The sequence below is a fragment of the Nonomuraea sp. 3-1Str genome, assembly GCF_031570565.1.
Classification (GTDB): Bacteria; Actinomycetota; Actinomycetes; order Streptosporangiales; family Streptosporangiaceae; genus Nonomuraea.
In genome coordinates this window covers 18,051-34,654 of sequence record NZ_JALHBK010000041.1, presented here as the reverse complement: position 1 = coordinate 34,654, position 16,604 = coordinate 18,051, and the positions used below count along the sequence as shown (strand labels likewise).

At 71.0% G+C, this 16,604-nt stretch carries 14 protein-coding genes and 1 pseudogene; 9 read left to right on the top strand and 6 right to left on the bottom strand.

Annotation, left to right across the window (positions count from 1 at the left end; translation table 11 throughout):
* The first annotated feature begins 89 nt into the window (after nucleotides 1–89).
* The 4 genes from dxr to MTP10_RS39055 all read left to right on the top strand — a co-directional run bounded on the left by dxr (nucleotide 90) and on the right by MTP10_RS39055 (nucleotide 5,165).
* Nucleotides 90–1,280 carry a 1-deoxy-D-xylulose-5-phosphate reductoisomerase gene (gene dxr / locus MTP10_RS39070; protein ID WP_310716607.1) on the top strand — a complete coding sequence of 397 codons (1,191 nt, stop codon included), beginning with the start codon at nucleotides 90–92 and terminating at the stop codon, nucleotides 1,278–1,280.
* A 41-nt stretch (nucleotides 1,281–1,321) separates the two neighbouring features.
* On the top strand, nucleotides 1,322–2,488 hold the full coding sequence (ispG, locus tag MTP10_RS39065; protein ID WP_310716606.1) for a flavodoxin-dependent (E)-4-hydroxy-3-methylbut-2-enyl-diphosphate synthase: 1,167 nt from the start codon (nucleotides 1,322–1,324) through the stop codon (nucleotides 2,486–2,488).
* Between the two features lie 118 nt (nucleotides 2,489–2,606).
* The gene (locus tag MTP10_RS39060) at nucleotides 2,607–4,286 is read left to right on the top strand and encodes an alpha/beta hydrolase (protein WP_310716605.1); all 1,680 of its coding nucleotides are present in this window, start codon (nucleotides 2,607–2,609) and stop codon (nucleotides 4,284–4,286) included.
* Between the two features lie 36 nt (nucleotides 4,287–4,322).
* On the top strand, nucleotides 4,323–5,165 hold the full coding sequence (locus MTP10_RS39055) for a GNAT family N-acetyltransferase (protein ID WP_310716635.1): 843 nt from the start codon (nucleotides 4,323–4,325) through the stop codon (nucleotides 5,163–5,165).
* 38 nt (nucleotides 5,166–5,203) lie between these two features.
* Here MTP10_RS39055 and MTP10_RS39050 read toward each other — a convergent pair whose 3' ends face one another.
* The 4 genes from MTP10_RS39050 to MTP10_RS39035 all read right to left on the bottom strand — a co-directional run bounded on the left by MTP10_RS39050 (nucleotide 5,204) and on the right by MTP10_RS39035 (nucleotide 8,636).
* The gene (locus MTP10_RS39050) at nucleotides 5,204–5,599 is read right to left on the bottom strand and encodes a DUF3037 domain-containing protein (protein ID WP_310716604.1); all 396 of its coding nucleotides are present in this window, start codon (nucleotides 5,597–5,599) and stop codon (nucleotides 5,204–5,206) included.
* Nucleotides 5,596–6,405, bottom strand: coding sequence for a HipA family kinase (locus MTP10_RS39045; RefSeq protein ID WP_310716603.1), 810 nt, complete (start codon nucleotides 6,403–6,405; stop codon nucleotides 5,596–5,598). The genes MTP10_RS39050 and MTP10_RS39045 overlap by 4 nt, the downstream gene beginning before the upstream one ends.
* A 114-nt stretch (nucleotides 6,406–6,519) precedes the next feature.
* The gene (locus MTP10_RS39040) at nucleotides 6,520–7,392 is read right to left on the bottom strand and encodes a TIGR03619 family F420-dependent LLM class oxidoreductase (RefSeq protein ID WP_310716602.1); all 873 of its coding nucleotides are present in this window, start codon (nucleotides 7,390–7,392) and stop codon (nucleotides 6,520–6,522) included.
* Nucleotides 7,389–8,636, bottom strand: a complete 1,248-nt coding sequence (locus tag MTP10_RS39035) for an LLM class flavin-dependent oxidoreductase (RefSeq protein WP_310716601.1) — start codon at nucleotides 8,634–8,636, stop codon at nucleotides 7,389–7,391. Before MTP10_RS39035 ends, MTP10_RS39040 begins: the two co-directional genes overlap by 4 nt.
* 93 nt (nucleotides 8,637–8,729) lie before the next feature.
* On the opposite strand from MTP10_RS39035, the gene MTP10_RS39030 reads away from it, so the two are divergent.
* The 5 genes and pseudogenes from MTP10_RS39030 to MTP10_RS39010 all read left to right on the top strand — a co-directional run bounded on the left by MTP10_RS39030 (nucleotide 8,730) and on the right by MTP10_RS39010 (nucleotide 15,237).
* Nucleotides 8,730–9,557 carry an LLM class F420-dependent oxidoreductase gene (locus MTP10_RS39030; RefSeq protein ID WP_310716600.1) on the top strand — a complete coding sequence of 276 codons (828 nt, stop codon included), beginning with the start codon at nucleotides 8,730–8,732 and terminating at the stop codon, nucleotides 9,555–9,557.
* A 195-nt stretch (nucleotides 9,558–9,752) separates the two neighbouring features.
* A complete protein-coding gene (locus MTP10_RS39025; protein WP_310716599.1) occupies nucleotides 9,753–11,948 on the top strand; it encodes a protein kinase domain-containing protein in 2,196 nt (731 codons plus the stop codon).
* Nucleotides 11,949–12,237: 289 nt separating this feature from the next.
* Complete coding sequence (locus MTP10_RS39020) at nucleotides 12,238–13,647, top strand: AAA family ATPase (RefSeq protein ID WP_310716598.1); 1,410 nt, start codon at nucleotides 12,238–12,240, stop codon at nucleotides 13,645–13,647.
* Complete coding sequence (locus MTP10_RS39015) at nucleotides 13,644–14,294, top strand: hypothetical protein (protein ID WP_310716597.1); 651 nt, start codon at nucleotides 13,644–13,646, stop codon at nucleotides 14,292–14,294. Before MTP10_RS39020 ends, MTP10_RS39015 begins: the two co-directional genes overlap by 4 nt.
* Nucleotides 14,295–14,515: 221 nt before the next feature.
* A pseudogene (locus MTP10_RS39010) lies at nucleotides 14,516–15,237 on the top strand (aminoglycoside N(3)-acetyltransferase).
* Nucleotides 15,238–15,307: 70 nt separating this feature from the next.
* Here MTP10_RS39010 and MTP10_RS39005 read toward each other — a convergent pair.
* Nucleotides 15,308–15,898 carry a DUF1707 domain-containing protein gene (locus tag MTP10_RS39005; protein ID WP_310716596.1) on the bottom strand — a complete coding sequence of 197 codons (591 nt, stop codon included), beginning with the start codon at nucleotides 15,896–15,898 and terminating at the stop codon, nucleotides 15,308–15,310.
* Nucleotides 15,899–16,032: 134 nt separating this feature from the next.
* Nucleotides 16,033–16,554, bottom strand: a complete 522-nt coding sequence (locus tag MTP10_RS39000; RefSeq protein WP_310716595.1) for a TetR family transcriptional regulator — start codon at nucleotides 16,552–16,554, stop codon at nucleotides 16,033–16,035.
* Nucleotides 16,555–16,604 lie beyond the last annotated feature (50 nt).

The following is a 16,604-nucleotide window of genomic DNA, read 5'->3' as shown; positions in this document are numbered from 1 at the left end:
GTACGGCACGGACGGTCACATATGCCGCCGGTTTCCGGCGGGTCATGGCCGCGTGCCCGGGGGAGCCGGCGAGCGGGGAGAATGGACGCGTGCATGCAGAGACCCTCCGATCCGTCGTCGTTCTCGGCTCCACCGGCTCGATCGGGACCCAGGCCATCGACGTCGTCACCGCCAACCCCGGAAGGTTCCGGGTCGCCGGTCTGGCGGCCGGGGGCGGCCGGGTCGACCTGCTCGCCCGGCAGGCCGCCGAGCTGGGCGCCGAGGTCGTCGCGGTGGCCGACGCCGCGCGGGTGCCGGAGCTGAAGGAGGCGCTGGCCGCCCTCGGCGCCGGGCCCGTGGTGCTCGGCGGCCCGGACGGGGTCGCCGAGGTGGCCGGGTGGCGGTGCGACATCGTGCTCAACGGCATCACCGGGGCGCTCGGCCTCACCTCCACGCTGGTCGCCCTGGAGGCGGGCCGCACGCTCGCGCTGGCCAACAAGGAGTCGCTGATCGTCGGCGGGCCGCTGGTCAAGCGGCTGGCCAAGCCGGGGCAGATCGTCCCCGTCGACTCCGAGCACTCGGCCCTGCAGCAGTGCCTGTGGGCCGCCGGCCCCCACGGCTACGACCCCGACGTGGTCAGGAAGCTGGTCGTCACGGCCAGCGGCGGGCCGTTCCGGGGCAGGAGCCGCGCCGAGATGGCCGACGTGACGCCTGAGATGGCGCTGGCCCACCCCACCTGGTCGATGGGCCCCATGATCACCGTCAACTCCGCCACCCTGGTCAACAAGGGGTTGGAGGTCATCGAGGCGCACCTGCTGTTCGACCTCGGGTTCGACCGGATCGACGTCGTGGTCCACCCCCAGTCGATCATCCACTCCATGGTGGAGTACGTCGACGGCTCCACCATCGCCCAGGCGAGCCCGCCCGACATGCGGCTGCCCATCGCGCTCGCCCTGGGACACCCCGGCCGCCTGGCCGGCGCCGCCCCGCCCGTCGACTGGACCAGGGCTCACACCTGGACCTTCGAGCCCCTGGACGACGAGGCGTTCCCCGCCGTCGCGCTGGCCCGCCACGTCGGCGAGGCCGGCGGCACCGCGCCCGCCGTCTACAACGCCGCCAACGAGGCGTGCCTGGAGGTGTTCCTGCGCGGGGAGCTGCCGTTCCTCGCCATCGTCGACACCGTGGCGCGGGTCGTGGAGGAGCACGAGGTCACTCCGGCCGGCTCCGTGGAGGAGGTGCTGGCCGCCGACGCCTGGGCCCGGGCCCGGGCGGCGGAGCTGGCGGCAGGGCAGTCCCGCTGACTTCCTAGACTGGACATCGTCTTCGACACCAAAGGGTTGAAATGTCTTCTGTAGCACTCGGCATACCGACGGTCCGCCCCAAGCCGCTCGCCGAACGCCGCCACTCCCGCCAGATCAGGGTCGGCGACGTGCTCGTGGGGGGCGACGCGCCGGTCTCCGTGCAGTCCATGACCACCACGGTCACCGCCGACGTCAACTCCACCCTGCAACAGATCGCCGAGCTCACGGCCTCCGGCTGCCAGATCGTCCGCGTGGCCGTGCCGTCGCAGGACGACGCCGACGCGCTGCCGATCATCGCCAGGAAGTCGCAGATCCCGGTGATCGCCGACATCCACTTCCAGCCCAAGTACGTCTTCGCCGCCATCGAGGCGGGCTGCGCGGCGGTGCGCGTCAACCCGGGCAACATCAAGAAGTTCGACGACAAGGTGGGCGAGATCGCCAAGGCGGCGGCCGACCACGGCGTGCCCATCCGCATCGGGGTCAACGCCGGCTCCCTCGACCCGCGCCTGCTCCAGAAGTACGGCAAGGCCACACCGGAGGCGCTGGTCGAGTCGGCGCTGTGGGAGTGCTCGCTGTTCGAGGAGCACGGCTTCCGCGACATCAAGATCTCGGTCAAGCACAACGACCCCGTCGTCATGATCAACGCCTACCGGCTGCTGGCCGCCAGGTGCGACTACCCCCTGCACCTGGGCGTCACCGAGGCCGGCCCCGCCTTCCAGGGCACGATCAAGTCGGCCGTCGCGTTCGGCGCGCTGCTGGCCGAGGGCATCGGCGACACGATCCGCGTCTCGCTGTCCGCGCCCCCGGTCGAGGAGGTCAAGGTCGGCACGCAGATCCTCGAGTCGCTCGGGCTGCGCGAGCGCGGCCTGGAGATCGTCTCCTGCCCGTCGTGCGGTCGCGCCCAGGTCGACGTCTACACGCTGGCAGAGCAGGTGCAGGCCGGGCTTGAGGGTATGAAGGTGCCGCTGCGCGTCGCCGTCATGGGCTGCGTCGTCAACGGGCCCGGCGAGGCGCGCGAGGCCGACCTGGGCGTGGCGTCCGGCAACGGCAAGGGCCAGATCTTCGTCAAGGGCGAGGTCATCAAGACCGTGCCGGAGTCGCAGATCGTCGAGACGCTCATCGAGGAGGCGCTGCGGCTGGCCGAGGAGATGGGCGTGGAGGTCGACCTCGACGACGACGCCCCCGGCCCGCAGGTCACCGTCGCCTGAGCGGGCCACCCCCGCTCACCTGGCAAGCGTAACGGTAAGCCATCGACTCATTACAGAATGGCAAGGGTTCGGTCATGCGGCACGCCGGCCCGGTCACGGGCAGGCAGCATCTGTAGTCATGAGACGGGTGAAGCGGTGTGTCCGGGTCGTGGCGGCGGTGGTGACGCTGGCCGGTGGGGTGGTGAGCGCCGGAGGCGACCCGGCGGCGGCCGGCGAGACCCCTGCGGCCCTGGCGTCCACCGGTACGGCCATCCAGCCCACCGGCATGACCGCCCGGTCCACCGGCTCGGCTGCCCCGTCCGTCGTGTGGGGAGCGTGTCCCGCCGCTGACAGGGCAGACTCCCCGGCGCAGGCCGCCCCCGCGCACGCCACCCACACCGAGTGCGGCGCCGTCCGGGTCCCCCTCGACTACCGGCAGCCCCTCGGCCGCACCCTCACGATCGCCGTCAACCGGATAGCGGCCACCGTCCCGCGCGACGGTGGCCGCTACCTCGGCACCCTGCTGGTGAACCCCGGCGGCCCCGGCGCCTCCGGGCGCAAGCTGGCCGAGTTCGTCGCCGGCGCCCTGCCCGGCGAGGTCGCCGGCCGCTACGACGTCGTCGGGTTCGACCCGCGCGGCGTCGGTGGCAGCGAGCCCGCCATGCACTGCGTGGACCCCGGCACCTACTACGCCCCGCCCCGCGCCGACGCCGTGCCGCGCGACGCCGCCGACGAGGCCGTCCTGCTCGGCAGGGCCCGGCAGTACGCCGGCCGGTGCGGCGACCTGTGGGCGTGGCTGCTGCCGCACATGACCACCGCCGACGCCGCCCGCGACATGGACCGCGTCCGCGCCGCGCTCGGCGAGGAGAAGATTTCCTACCTCGGCTACTCCTACGGCACCTACCTCGGCGCCGTCTACGCCACGCTCTTCCCGGAGCGGGTGCGCCGCCTGGTCCTCGACAGCTCCGTCGACCCGGGCGCCGTCTGGTACCAGGCCAACCTCAACCAGGACGTCGCCTTCGACCGGCGGCACCGCGACTTCCTGGCCTGGGTCGCCCGGCACAACGACGTCTACCGGCTCGGCCGTACCGAGGAGCAGACCTCGTTCGCGTGGTACGCGATGCGCGCCCGGCTCCGCGAGCGCCCGGCCGGTGGCGTGGTGGGGCCGAGCGAGCTCGACGACGTCTTCACCGCCGGCGGCTACACCGACCGGCTCTGGCCCGAGCTGGCCTCCGTCTGGTCCCGGTACGTGCGGCAGGGCGACGTGCGTGGCCTGCTCGACGACTACGACCGGCTCGGCGGCCACGCCACCGAGGACGAGAACGGCTACGCCGTCTACCTGAGCGTCCAGTGCACCGACGCCTCGTGGCCCCGCGACTGGGCCACCTGGCAGACCGACATGGCTGCCCTGCACCGCCGCGCCCCGTTCCTCACCTGGCCGAACGCCTGGTTCAACGCCCCCTGCGCGTTCTGGCCGCAGCAGGGCCGGAGCCCGGTGGACGTCCAGGGACGCGCCGGCCTGCCGCCCATCCTCATGATCCAGTCCCGGGGCGACGCCGCCACGCCGTACTCGGGCGCGCTCGGCATGCTGCGCAGGTTCCCGACGGCGCGGATGGTCGTCGAGGGCGGCGGCAACCATGGCATCTCCCTGGCGGGCAACACCTGCGTCGACCGGCACCTGACCGCCTACCTCGCCGGCGGGAAGGTGCCGGAGCGGACGGCCGCGTGTCCCGCCCTGCCGGAGCCCCAGCCGGTGGGCCGGACGGCCGTCCGGCACGCCCGCGGACAGGAAAGGCTCGCCGAGGCCCTGTCAGGATGAGCTAATCGGTGGGGCTTCGCGTAGTCTGACCATGTGATGCTGCGTACCTCGGCGTCGCGCGTGCTCGATGACAGCGACCGGGACGAGGCTCTGGCCTTGCTCGACAGCGACCCGGTCGCGAACGTCTTCGTCGCCTCCCGCGTGCGGACCGTCGGCCTCAACCAGGCGCGGCTCGGCGGGCAGATGTGGGGGTTCGGGCCGCGTGGCGGGCTCGTCTCGCTGTGCTATGCCGGCGCCAACCTGGTCCCGGTCAACGCCGGCCCGGAGGCCGTGCACGCTTTCGCCGACCGTGCGCGCAAGCAGGGACGGCGCTGCTCGTCCATCGTGGGCCCGGCCGACGCCGTCTCGCTGCTGTGGGAGCGGCTGGAGCCGTACTGGGGCAGGGCGCGGGCCATCCGGTGGGCGCAGCCGGTCATGGCCACCTCCCACAAGTCGCCCGTGCCCGCCGATCCGCTGGTGCGCCGGGTACGGCCGGAGGAGTTCGACATCGTCCTGCCGGCGTGCGTGGCGATGTTCACCGAGGAGGTCGGCGTGTCGCCCAACCTCGGCGACGGCGGCGCCCTCTACCGCACCCGCGTGTCGGAGCTGATCCGCATCGGCCGCTCGTACGCGCGCATCGAGGACGGCCGGGTGGTGTTCAAGGCCGAGATCGGCGCGGTGACCCCGTTCGCCTGCCAGGTGCAGGGCGTGTGGGTGGACCCGGAGCTGCGCGGCCAGGGCTTCGCCGTCACCGGCATGGCGGCGGTCGTCGAGGCCGCGCTGGCGTGCTTCGCGCCGGTCGTCACCCTGTACGTCAACGACTTCAACACCCCGGCCCGGGCCGTCTACCGCAGGGTCGGCTTCCACGAGGTCGACACGTTCATGTCCGTCCTCTTCTAGGGCATGTCCGTTCGCTTCTGGAGCATGTCGGTTCTGTTCTAGAGCCGCACGAGCTTGTCGAAGAGCCGGGCCAGCTCCGTGCCGGGGTCCGCGGTGAGCCCCGCGTGGACCGGGCCGGTCTGCACGATCGTGCTGCGCGGCGCCGTCAGCCAGCGGAACCTGCCGCCGAGCGGCTCCGCGGCCAGCGGCCCCGACTGCTCGCCGCAGGCCAGCTCGTACGCGCCGAGGGCCCGTCGTACGGCGTCGGCGTCGGCGTCCGGGTCGAGGGCGCGCAGCCGCACGGTGTCCAAGTGCACCCGCGCGCACAGGTAACCGCGCGGCTGGCAGTAGAGCAGCACGCCCGCGTTGATCTGCTCGCCGCGCTCCACCCGGGGCACGACGCGGATCACGGCGTACTCGTAGACGTCTCTCACCATGGGCTCCGTGGCGCTCATCGGCCGTCTCCCCGCCAGAACTCGCCGACCGATCCCGGCCCCGCCCGCCGCGTGGGCGGCGGCTCGTGGGTCAGCCACGCGCGGGGCCCGTGGGCGCGGCTCAGCAGGTGCTCGACGTAGGCGTCGCGCACGTCCTGGGCGGAGGCGAAGCCCGGCTCGCCGTCGAGCCACTCGTCGGGGACCAGCGCCGTGACGGTCCGCAGCAGCTCCGGCGTGATCCGCGCGGCCAGCTCGGCCCCGGCGGCCTCGACCCCGGTGGCGAAGGGGGCCAGGACGTGGTCGCCCGCGTCGAAGGGCCGTTGCGGGTCGGCGGTCTTCCAGTTGTGGTGGAACCACAGGGCCGCGCCGTGGTCGATCAGCCAGATCTCGCCGTGCCAGACGAGCAGGTTGGGGTTGCGCCAGCTCCGGTCGATGTTGTGGACGAGGCCGTCGAACCAGACGACCCGGGAGGCGAACGTCGGGTCGGGCGCCGAGGTGAGCGGCTCGAAGCCGAGCGCGCCGGGCAGGAAGTCGATCGCCAGGTTGTGGCCGGCGCTGGCCTTGAGCAGGTCCTGCACCTCCTCGTCCGGCTCCCGGACGCCGAGCTGCGGGTCGAGATCGATGATCTTGAGGTCGGGGGTGCGCAGGCCGAGCCGCCTGGCCAGCTCCGCGCAGATGATCTCGGCGACGAGGACCCGCCGGCCCTGGCCGGCCTCGCGGAACTTCACCACGTACGTGCCCAGGTCGTCGGCCTCGACGACGCCCGGCAGCGATCCGCCCTCCCGCAGCGGCGTCACGTAGCGCGTGGCCGCGATGGATTCCAGCACGGCACGAGGGTATCGCCCCGGGCGGCCCGCCACGGATGTCCCCGGCGGCGCGGTGGAACGGTCGGCGCCGGTGGGACGGCCTGGGACGGCTCGGGGCGGCCTGGGGCGGCGCGGTCAGATCTTGGCGATGACCTCCTCGGCGAAGCGCTCCATCGTGGCGATCTTGAGTTCCAGGGTCCCGTCGCCGTACCGGGCCTTCTCCTCCGGCGTGGCCAGCCACCACGGCGCGGCCATCGTCCCCGTGACGCCCTTGGCGGCGAAGCGGCGGTAGGTCGCGGCGTCGGGCATGACGGCCAGCGGCGCGATGACCTCGAAGTCGCCGCCGTCGCGGCCGTGCTCGCGCAGCAGCGCCCGCAGGTCGCCCAGCACGGTGTCGAACTGCTCCTCGGTGTAGACGCGGTTGCCGATCCAGCCGTCGCCGAGCCGGGCGGCGCGGCGCAGCGCGGCCTCACTGTCCCCGCCGACGATCACGGGGACGGGCCGCCGCGGCGCGGGTGCGATCGACAGCTCGGGCAGGCCGTCCACCGTCACGGCGCGGCCCGTCCACAGCTCGCGCAGCAGCGGGATCATCGCGTCGAGCCGGCGGCCCCTGGTGTGGAAGTCCTGCCCGGTGGCCAGGAACTCCTCCTTGCACCACCCGACGCCCACCCCGAAGCTCACCCGGTCGCCGGACAGTACCGCCGCCGTCGACACCTGCTTGGCCACGGTGAACAGGTCCCGGGCCGGGGCGATGTAGACGTTCGGCGAGAAGCGCAGCGTGCTCGTCACGGCGGCCATCGCCCCGATCGTCACCCACACGTCCGGCCAGTGCGTGCGCGCGTCCCAGCGCGGCCGGCCCGAGCGGGAGTAGGGGTACGGCGAGGCGAAGTCGGCGTAGAACAGGTGGTCCGACAGCGTCAGCGTGTCGAAGCCGCACCGCTCGGCCGCCCGCGCCAGCTCCAGGAACTGGCCGGTGTCCGCGAACGAGGCCCCCAGCCAGAACCTCACCGGAACTCCGGGATGACCTTGGTGGCGAACAGCTCCAGGTTGCGCTTGACCGTGTCGAGCGGCAGCACCCCCTGCTGGCCCTGCATGTACAGGCCGAACCACTCCAGGTCGGGCATCCGGTCGAGCATCCGCTGGATGCCGCGCTTGACGTCGTCGGGGGTGCCGAACAGCGCCATCTCGACGTCGTTCATCCGCTTGGCGTCGCCCTTCTCCGGCGAGATGGGCTTGTGCTTCTCGTCCTCCTTCTTGCGCAGCACTTCCAGGTAGCCGAACGGGCCGAAGAACGCGGCGAAGTCCTTGGGGATGCTCCGGCCGAAGGTGTTGATCGCCTGCTCGGTCGTGTCGGCGATACCGACGATCTTGAGGATGCCGGTGTGCTCGCCCAGCTTGTAGTCGCGGCCCTGCCGGGCCGACTCCTCCTGGTAGAGCTTGGCCTTGGCGGCGTGGTCGTCGGGGTTGGGGGTGAACATCCACGGCAGGATGTCCTCCTGCGCCGCCCTGATGACCGAACGGTCGGAGATGGTGAACGGCTGCCACAGCTCCGGGTAGGGGTTCTGGTACGGCCGGGGGCAGACCGAGACGGCCTGCACCTTGCCCTCGTCGTCCAGCTCGCCCGGGGCGCCGAAGGTCCGGGTCCACTCCTGGGCGGGCCAGCCCTCGATGCCCTCGAACGGGTACGGCACCTGGTAGTCCAGGACGTCCGACTTGTAGCGGAGCGTCTCCTGGGTCCACGCCATTTTCATGATCTTCAGCACCTCCCCGAAGACGTCGAAGTTACGCGTGTCGGAGGCCGAGCCGTCGGAGCGGGCCGCCGCCGCGTGCCAGCGCTGGCCGAGCACGTTCATCCACCGGTTCTGGTAGCCCCGGGCCACGCCCAGCCGCAGCCGTCCCTTGCAGAACTGGTCGAGCAGCGCCACGTCCTCGGCGGCCCTGATCGGGTCCCAGGCGGGCAGCACCATGCCGAGCGGCGCGAGCAGGATGCGCTCGGTCCTGGCCGCCAGGTCGGTGAGGAACATGAGGGGGTTGACCGAGAACTCCATGCCCTCCGAGTGGAAGTGGTGCTCGGTCATCATCAGCGCGTCGAAGCCGATCTGGTCGGCGTGGACGGCGATCTCCCGCACCTCCTGCAACAGCCGCTGGTACGACTCCGTGTCCCGCCCGATGGGGCGCTTGGCCTTGGCGTTCTCCTCAGCCGCGTATCCGGAGCCTGGAATCTGCGGATTCAGGAAGATGGAAAACTTCACCGGGAGACCTCTTTCCGCGGGGCGCTTCTCTGAGCGGCAAGCTACTCTAGAAATCTTAGCCGAGCAATCGCTTGGTTGACCTAGGGAGGGCGCATGCGGCTCGGGGTCACGATGTTCACCACGGACCGGGCCATGCCGGTCCACGAGCTGGCCAGGGCCGCCGAGGAGCGCGGCTTCGCCTCCCTCTACGTGCCCGAGCACACCCACATCCCCGTCTCCCGCCGCACGCCCCCGCCCAACGGGGAGGAGGAGCTGCCCGAGTCGTACAAGCGCACCCTGGACCCGCTGGTCGCGCTCTCCTACGCCGCCGCCGTCACCGAGCGGCTGCGCGTGGGGACCGGCATCCTGCTCGCCGCCCAGCGCGACCCTGTCGTCACCGCCAAGGCCGTCGCCACCCTCGACCATCTGTCGGGAGGGCGCCTGGTGCTCGGCGTCGGCTTCGGCTGGAACGCCGAGGAGATGGCCGACCACGACGTGCCGTACGGGACGCGGCGCGAGGTGACGCGTGAGCACGTGCTGGCCATGCGGTCGCTGTGGCGTGACGAGGTGGCCTCCTACGAGGGCCGCTTCACCCGGTTCGAGCCGTCCTGGTCGTGGCCCAAGCCGGTCTCCGGGCCGCCCGTCTACATCGGCGGCGCGGCGGGGCCGACGATGTTCGCGCACGTCGCCGAGTACGCCGAGGGCTGGATGCCGATCGGTGGCAAGGGCATCAAGGCCGCCCTCCCGGCGCTGCGCGAGGCGTGCGAGAAGTCCGGCCGCCCGCCGGCCCGGGTGATCCCGTTCGGCACGCTGCCGACGCGCGAGAAGCTCGACTACTACGCGGAGCTCGGGATCGAGGAGACCGTGGCGAGCCTGCCGAGCGGGCCGGCCGATGTGGTGCTGCCCGTGCTGGACGAATATGCCCGGCTCATCGCCGCCTGACAGGCGGGATGACCGCGAGAGTGAGGGTTGTACGGCCCGGCGGTGCCATGGATGTCACCACTTCGGGAAATGTCCGGCGGCTTTCTGACCTTGAGTGTCACGGTCCGGTGGCGAAAGGCGCTGGACCGTTGACTCTCCGCCGCCGGTTGCCTTCAGTGGAAGGTGATGTGGGGTGGCGGCGAGGGGAGGCGCCCCGTGCCAACGGCGCAGCCGCTCAGGACGGGGGACCCGCGGCGGCTCGGCTCGTACGAGCTGACCGGGCGCCTGGGCGAGGGCGGTCAGGGCGTGGTGTTCCTCGGTTCGAGGGGCGAGGAGAGTCACGGCGAGGAGAGCTCCGGCGACGAGAGCTACGGCGAGAAGAGCGACGGCGAGGAGAGGTACGCGGTCAAGCTGCTGCACGGCCCCGTGGGGGACGAGCGGGCGGCGTTCCTGCGGGAGGTGGAGCTGGCCAAGCACGTGGCCAGGTTCTGCACCGCGCAGGTCATCGAGGCCGGCTTCGACGAGGGCCGGCCGTACATCGTGAGCGAGTACGTCGACGGGCCGTCACTGCAACGGCACGTCGTGCTCACCGGGCCGCGCGGCGGCGCCGCGCTGGAACGGCTCGCGGTCAGCACCGCGACGGCGCTCGCGGCGATCCACCGGGCCGGCATCGTCCACCGCGACTTCAAGCCGCAGAACGTGCTGCTCGGCGACGACGGGCCGCGCGTCATCGACTTCGGCCTGGCCAGGGCGCTCGACGCGGCGGCCACGGTCAGCGGCAGGGGCGTCGGCACCCCCGCGTACATGGCGCCCGAGCAGATCACCGCCTCGGCGGTGACCGGGGCGGCCGACGTGTTCTCGTGGGGCGCCACCATGTGCTTCGCGGCCAACGCGGTCGCGCCGTTCGGCCAGGACTCGGTGGCGCCGGTCCTGCACCGCATCCTCACCGCGCCGCCGGAGCTGGGCCGGCTGGACGGGCGGCTGCGGGAGATCGTGGCCGCGTGCCTGGACAAGGACGCGCGCAACCGGCCGAGCAGCAGGGAGCTGCTGCTGGAGCTGCTGGGCGATGCGGACGGCGTCCCCGCCGAGGTGCTGCGCTCGCCACCGCCGCACATCCTGCGCGCCCCGTCCTCGTGGCCGTCCGACCCGGCCGGCCCGCGGCCCGCCTCGGGAACGGATTCCGGGCCCGCGTCCGAGCCCGCATCGGGGCCCGTGACCGGGGCCGTGCCCGCGTACGCGCTGGCGGGTTCCGCTCCGGTCGCCCGGCCCGAGGCGACCGGCACGCCGCACGGCTACCACCTGCCGGAGGGCGCGTCCTTCCACGCCGGACGTCCACCCGGAGCGGGCGCGCAGAGCTCCGGCGGGGCGTATCCCGCGCCCGGGACGTATCACTCCGCTCTCGGCACCGGCCCGGCCGCCCGCGACAGCGAGCAGACGCGGCGCGTCGGGCAGGCGTTCAACCGGGCCGGGCTGGCGGTCTCCGCCGCCCTGCTGGTGAGCGCCGCCGTGCTCGTCACGGTCGTGGTGCCGGCGTTCCGGCACGCCGGCTTCGGGCCCGCCGCGGCCGGCCCCACGGTCATCACGACCGCCCCCGCCGGCACGATGCCCGACACGGGGCACGCGACCCCGCACAAGGAGCGGCACAGCACGGGCGCGCACGCGCAGCCCGCCACCGATCCGGCCACTGATCCGGCGTCCGTGCCCGCCGCCGAGCCCCCGGTCCCGGTGGCCGGCGGCGTGCACGTGCCGGCGCTCGGCGGCCTCGACCGGGGCTTGGCGGTCAAGGCGCTCGAACGCGCGGGCCTGGTGGCCGGAACGGTCACGCAGGTGGACTCCCCGCGCAAGGTCGGCCAGGTGCTCGGCTCCCAGCCGCAGGCCGGCGTGGCGGTGCCCAAGGGGACGGCGGGCGCGCTGCGCGTCTCGGCCGGCCTGGGGGTGCCCGCCGGCACCGGCATGCGACGCGGACCCGCCGAGACGGCTCTGACCAGCGCGGGCCTGACCCTGGGCGCGGTGAGCACATCCTGCTCGGCCCGGCCGGACGGCCAGGTCCTCTCGTCCGCCCCGGAGGCGGGCACCCGGATCACGGGCGGCGGCAAGGTGACGCTCGTGGTGTCCAAGCACGGGACGAAGGTTCCGGGCGTGCTCGGCCGTACGGGGGAGGCGGCGAGCGGGACGCTGCGCGGGGCCGGTTTCGGGGTGACGCAGGACACCCGGCTGGTGACGGACGAGTCGCGCGCGGGCACGGTCCTGGCGCAGAGCGTCGCGCCGGGCGCCTGCGCGAAGCCCGGCAGCGGGGTGGTCCTCACCGTCGGCGTCCTGGCCCAGAGCGACCCCGACCCCACGGAGCCCTCCGAACCCCCGGCCACGGTGCCTCCCACCCCGACCGCCACCGCCTCCGACAGACCAGCCTGACAGGGCCGCGAGCATGAAGAGGCTCGGGCCTCACGCACCCCCGGCCGCCATCCGACTTCCGCACCATTGCCTTATGCGCTTCCATTCGAGCCACGCTGTAGTGCGATCGGAACACGACTTGACCGACCCGCAGAGGGGGTGGACACGGCGGACTTCAACCGGGTCGTCCTCGGGCCGACAAGCCAAGAAGCGAGCACTCCTCCATGTCAACTCACGGATGTACTGCCGGGTCTGATCACGAGGCGTATCCTTGCGGCCACCGCTAGCATGGACGGGTGGGAAGGCTCTGATGCTTACAAGGCTGGAAGTGCACGGATTCAAGAACCTCTTGGGTTTCGAGGCCGATCTTGGTCCCTTTACGTGTATCGCAGGCGTCAACGGGACCGGGAAATCGAATGTCTTCGACGTGATCCAGTTCCTTAGCCTGCTGGCTGATAAATCCCTGATCGAGGCGGCCCAAGAAGTCCGTGGTGTGCATGGTGAGCGATTGGGTGATCCCCGAGATCTGTTCTGGAACGGTTACTCCGGAGCCGATCACACGATGAGGTTCGCCGTAGAAATGATTGTTCCGGGTGAGGTTGAGGACGATTTTGGGCGTCCGGCCAAGCCGGCGATCACCTTTCTGCGCTACGAACTGGAGCTCGCATATATTCCACCGACCGGTATCGAGAAGATCGGGCGGCTTGGTTTGCTCGCGGAAAGGCTCCGGCATATCAAGCTTGGCGACGCACCCGAAAGGCTTCGCTTCAGACACAATGCTGGTCATTTTCGAAAGGCGGTACTGCATGGGCGTCGTGCTGGTACAGCCTTCATCTCGACAACTCAAGACGCCGACGGCCAGCCGATCATCAGTATTCACCAAGACGGGGGGAGCAGAGGGCAGCCAAAACCAGCGGCTGCGTCCCGGGCTCCTGCCACAGTCGTAAGTACGGTCACGAGCAGCGACGATCCAACAGTTCTCGCTGCGCGGCGAGAGATGCAGTCATGGCGTCGCCTGGCTCTGGAACCCTCCGCTCTGCGAACGGCGGATCGTTATGTCGATCCTCGACAGATGGATCCGACCGGACGCCATCTGGCGGCAACTCTCTTCCGCATAGCTTACGAGGACGGCGATCCGGAGCGTATATACGCGCGAGTGGCCGGCCGGCTTGCCGACCTGTCTGGCGTTGACGTGAGGGACCTGCAGGTCGAACAGGACGATGTGCGCGAGCTTTTCACCGTACAACTTGTCGAATCTGGAGGTCTTGCGCTTCCCGCCAGGAGTCTGTCGGAGGGGACGCTTCGCTTTCTTGCGCTATGTGTTCTTCTCGAAGACCCCTCCGTTGAGGGTCTCCTCTGCATGGAGGAGCCCGAGAACGGCATACATCCCGCAAACCTGGACGCGATGGTTCGGTTGGTCGAAGACCTGGCTGTCGACGCGCAAGAGGCGCCAGGACCTGACAATCCGTTCCGTCAAGTCATTGTCAACACGCATTCGCCCGCGGTCGTCCAACTCGTGGATCCGCAGGATCTGCTCTTCGCGGAGTCCGACATCAGGCAGGCGCCTGATGGGACAATGACTCACGCCCTGCAACTGCGCCCGCTCGCGGGCAGTTGGCGCGATAGTAAGGAGTCCAAGGTCAGAGCTGTCACGAAGGCCGACATCCTGCCCTACTTGACAACGCCGCCCGGGGCTCAACTCTCGTTGGAGATCGCGTGAACCTGCGCGTCCTGTTCCTTGGTGAAGGAACCAGCGACAGTGGCATTGCGACCCATGTTCGACGCATAGCCATCGAAAATGGTTTCAGAGTGGCGATCACGGATCCACTGATGGAAAGACTTCCGCCCTCTCGTCAGAAGACGTTAGCGTCCAAGCTGGAGATGATCAAAGAGATCGGCGGTCCGTACGAACTGGTGATAGTGCATCGTGACGCGGACAGAGATGGGCGGGAGGCCCGGCTGCGGGAGATTCGGCTGGCCGTGGAAGGCGTCATGCCTGGAGTGTCTTACGCCGGCGCCATCCCTATTCGGATGACCGAGGCTTGGCTCATGTTGGACGAGCGTGACATCCGGCAGGTCGCAGGCAATCCAAACGGTCGCATGAACCTCAACCTGCCGAAGCCGAGCTCTGTTGAGTCAATTCCTGATCCGAAGGCCATGCTCGCCGAGAAGCTGGCCCTTGCGTCCGGTCTGTCCGGTAGGAGGCTGGACAGATTCAAGCAACGTTTTTCCGAGCACAGGCGTCAGTTACTGGACCGCATTGACCCCGAGGGTCTCATATGCAATGTTCCGTCATGGAATGATTTCAATGCAGACATCATCGCCGGCCTGCGAAGGGCCGTTTCTCGCATGGGGGAGAATCGGTGAGATGACGGCGGGTCCTTCGGTCCGGGGCCGAGGATAGGGACCGCTATACCAAGGTCGTGATCAGCAATCGGGTCCGACGTCGTTCCCAGGTTCGCTTCTGGGCCTGGTCTCATGCCGATGTCCGCTTCGCGGCGTTGTCAGGTTCCGAAGGTCCTGGCCGCGTGAGTGGCCGGCCGGAAATTCACTGTCCTCGGCGTGCGGGCCGCCGATATCTTCCGATCATGGACGAGCCGGCTCTGCTCAAGCACTCCGACGGCCCGGTGACCCGCGACCGGATCGCCCGCGACCTCACCGCTCTCGGCCTCGCCGAGGGGGACGTCGTCATGTTCCACACCCGTATGTCCGCCCTCGGGTACGTGGCCGGCGGCCCGCAGACGATCATCGACGCCCTTCTCGACGTCGTGGGGCAGCGCGGAACCCTCATGGTCACCTGCGGCTGGAACGACGCCCCGCCGTACGACTTCACCGACTGGCCCCGGGCATGGCAGGACGCCCTGCGCGCGGGTCATCCCCCGTACGACCCCGACCTGAGCGAGGCCGACCACGACAACGGACGCCTGCCGGAGGCCGCGTGCTGCTGCTGGGCGCTCCCCTGGACACCCTCACGCTGCTGCATCACGCCGAGGCGCTCGCGGACGCGCCGGGCAAGCGGTTCGTGGAGTACGAGCAGCCGATCCTCGTGGACGGCGAGCGGGTCTGGCGTCGCTTCCGCGACATCGACTCGGAGGACGGGGCCTTCGACTACTCCCGCGTGGTGCCCGAGGACCAGTGGCCGTTCGCCGTCATCGCGGCGGAGATGATCGCCGCGGGGATGGTGCGGCGCGGCATGGTGGGCGCGGCGGAGAGTCACTTGTTCGAGGCCGGGGACGTGGTGCGCTTCGGCGTGGCCTGGATGGAGGAGAAGCTGGGGAAGGGCCGACGAGGGAGCGGGCCGGCCACGTGACGTCAGGTGGGGTGACGTCCTCGGCGGTGGAGCCGTGCCGCGGGGGCGCCCTGGGGGACGCCACGTCCCGTCACGGTCGCGGCCGGCTCCTCCTCGACCGGATCCGCGTGACGACAGCGCCGAACAGGGCGAGGCCGGTGACGACGACGCGGGGCGCGCCCGGCGCGCCGGCGTCCCCGCCGCGCCTGCCGAACACACCGAACAGGCCCAGCCCCTTGACCTCCACGTGGATGTCGTCAGGGACGAGGATCTTGGTGCCGCCCCAGAGGGCGAAGGCCCGAATCCGGGTCTCCTGACGGGTGAAGCGCGCCTCGCGCAGGTCGATCCGGCCGCCCCCGAACAGCGACAGGGACGTGAACACCGGCGGCACGACCCATGCGCCCTTGCGGGCGAACCCGCCGAACATGGCCATCGCGAAGCCGGAGGCAGGCTCCCGGCCGGTCACGAGGTCGCCCTGACCGCTGGATTCGGGGAGGTCGGAGCCGACGAGGCGCAGGTCGGCGCGGGTCTTCGCCCGGTAGACGTCGGTGAGCCGCTGGTCCAGCTCGGCCAGGTCGATGCGCCCCTCGGCGACGGCCGCCCGCACCCGCTCGGCCGTACGCTCGCGCTCGTCGTCGGAAGCCCGTACCCGATCGTCGCCCGCATGGTCGATGTGCTCCATGTGCCCCCAGCCCCGTCATGTCGTGGACGCGCGCGACACGATGCCCGTGTTGCCCACATGGACAGTAGTGGATGCCGGATGGACGGGTTCATCCGGCGGGTTCCGAGCCGACCGTACCGTCGGACGGTGCTCCGTCAGATCGCGTGGGCGGCGCGGAGGAGCTCGGCGCGGACCTGGTCCTCCGGCAGGTCCGTCGTGTGCACCACGCCCCACTGCAGCGCTCCCAGCACGGCCCAGCCGCGCAGCCGGGACCCGGCATCCGGCTCCGGCCCCACCAGCCGGGCGAACAGCTCGTCCCGGAACGTCCTGATGGCCTCGCCCGGCGACCCCGGCGGGGCGTCGTCGGCGCCGCCGACGTCCTCCATGATCAGGCGCAGCACCGCCCGGTGCCGCACGACGAAGCCGACGAGCGCCTCCAGGAACGCCTCCCGGCCGGAGAACTCGGCGCCCAGCAGCGTGAGCATGTCGTCGGCGCAGGGCGCGAGCAGTTCGGCGGCCAGCCGGTCCTTGGGGTGGAAGTGGTAGGCGACCGCGGTCTTGGTCAGCCCGACGGCCGCCGCGATGTCGGCGAGCGAGGTCCCCGCGTAGCCGCGCTCGGCGAACAGCGTGCGGGCGGCGGCGAGGATCCTGCTGCGGGTGTCGTCGGCTGTGGTCATCGTCTCATTTCCGTACTCGCCTCAGCCTTCGGGTATATCCCGATCTATCG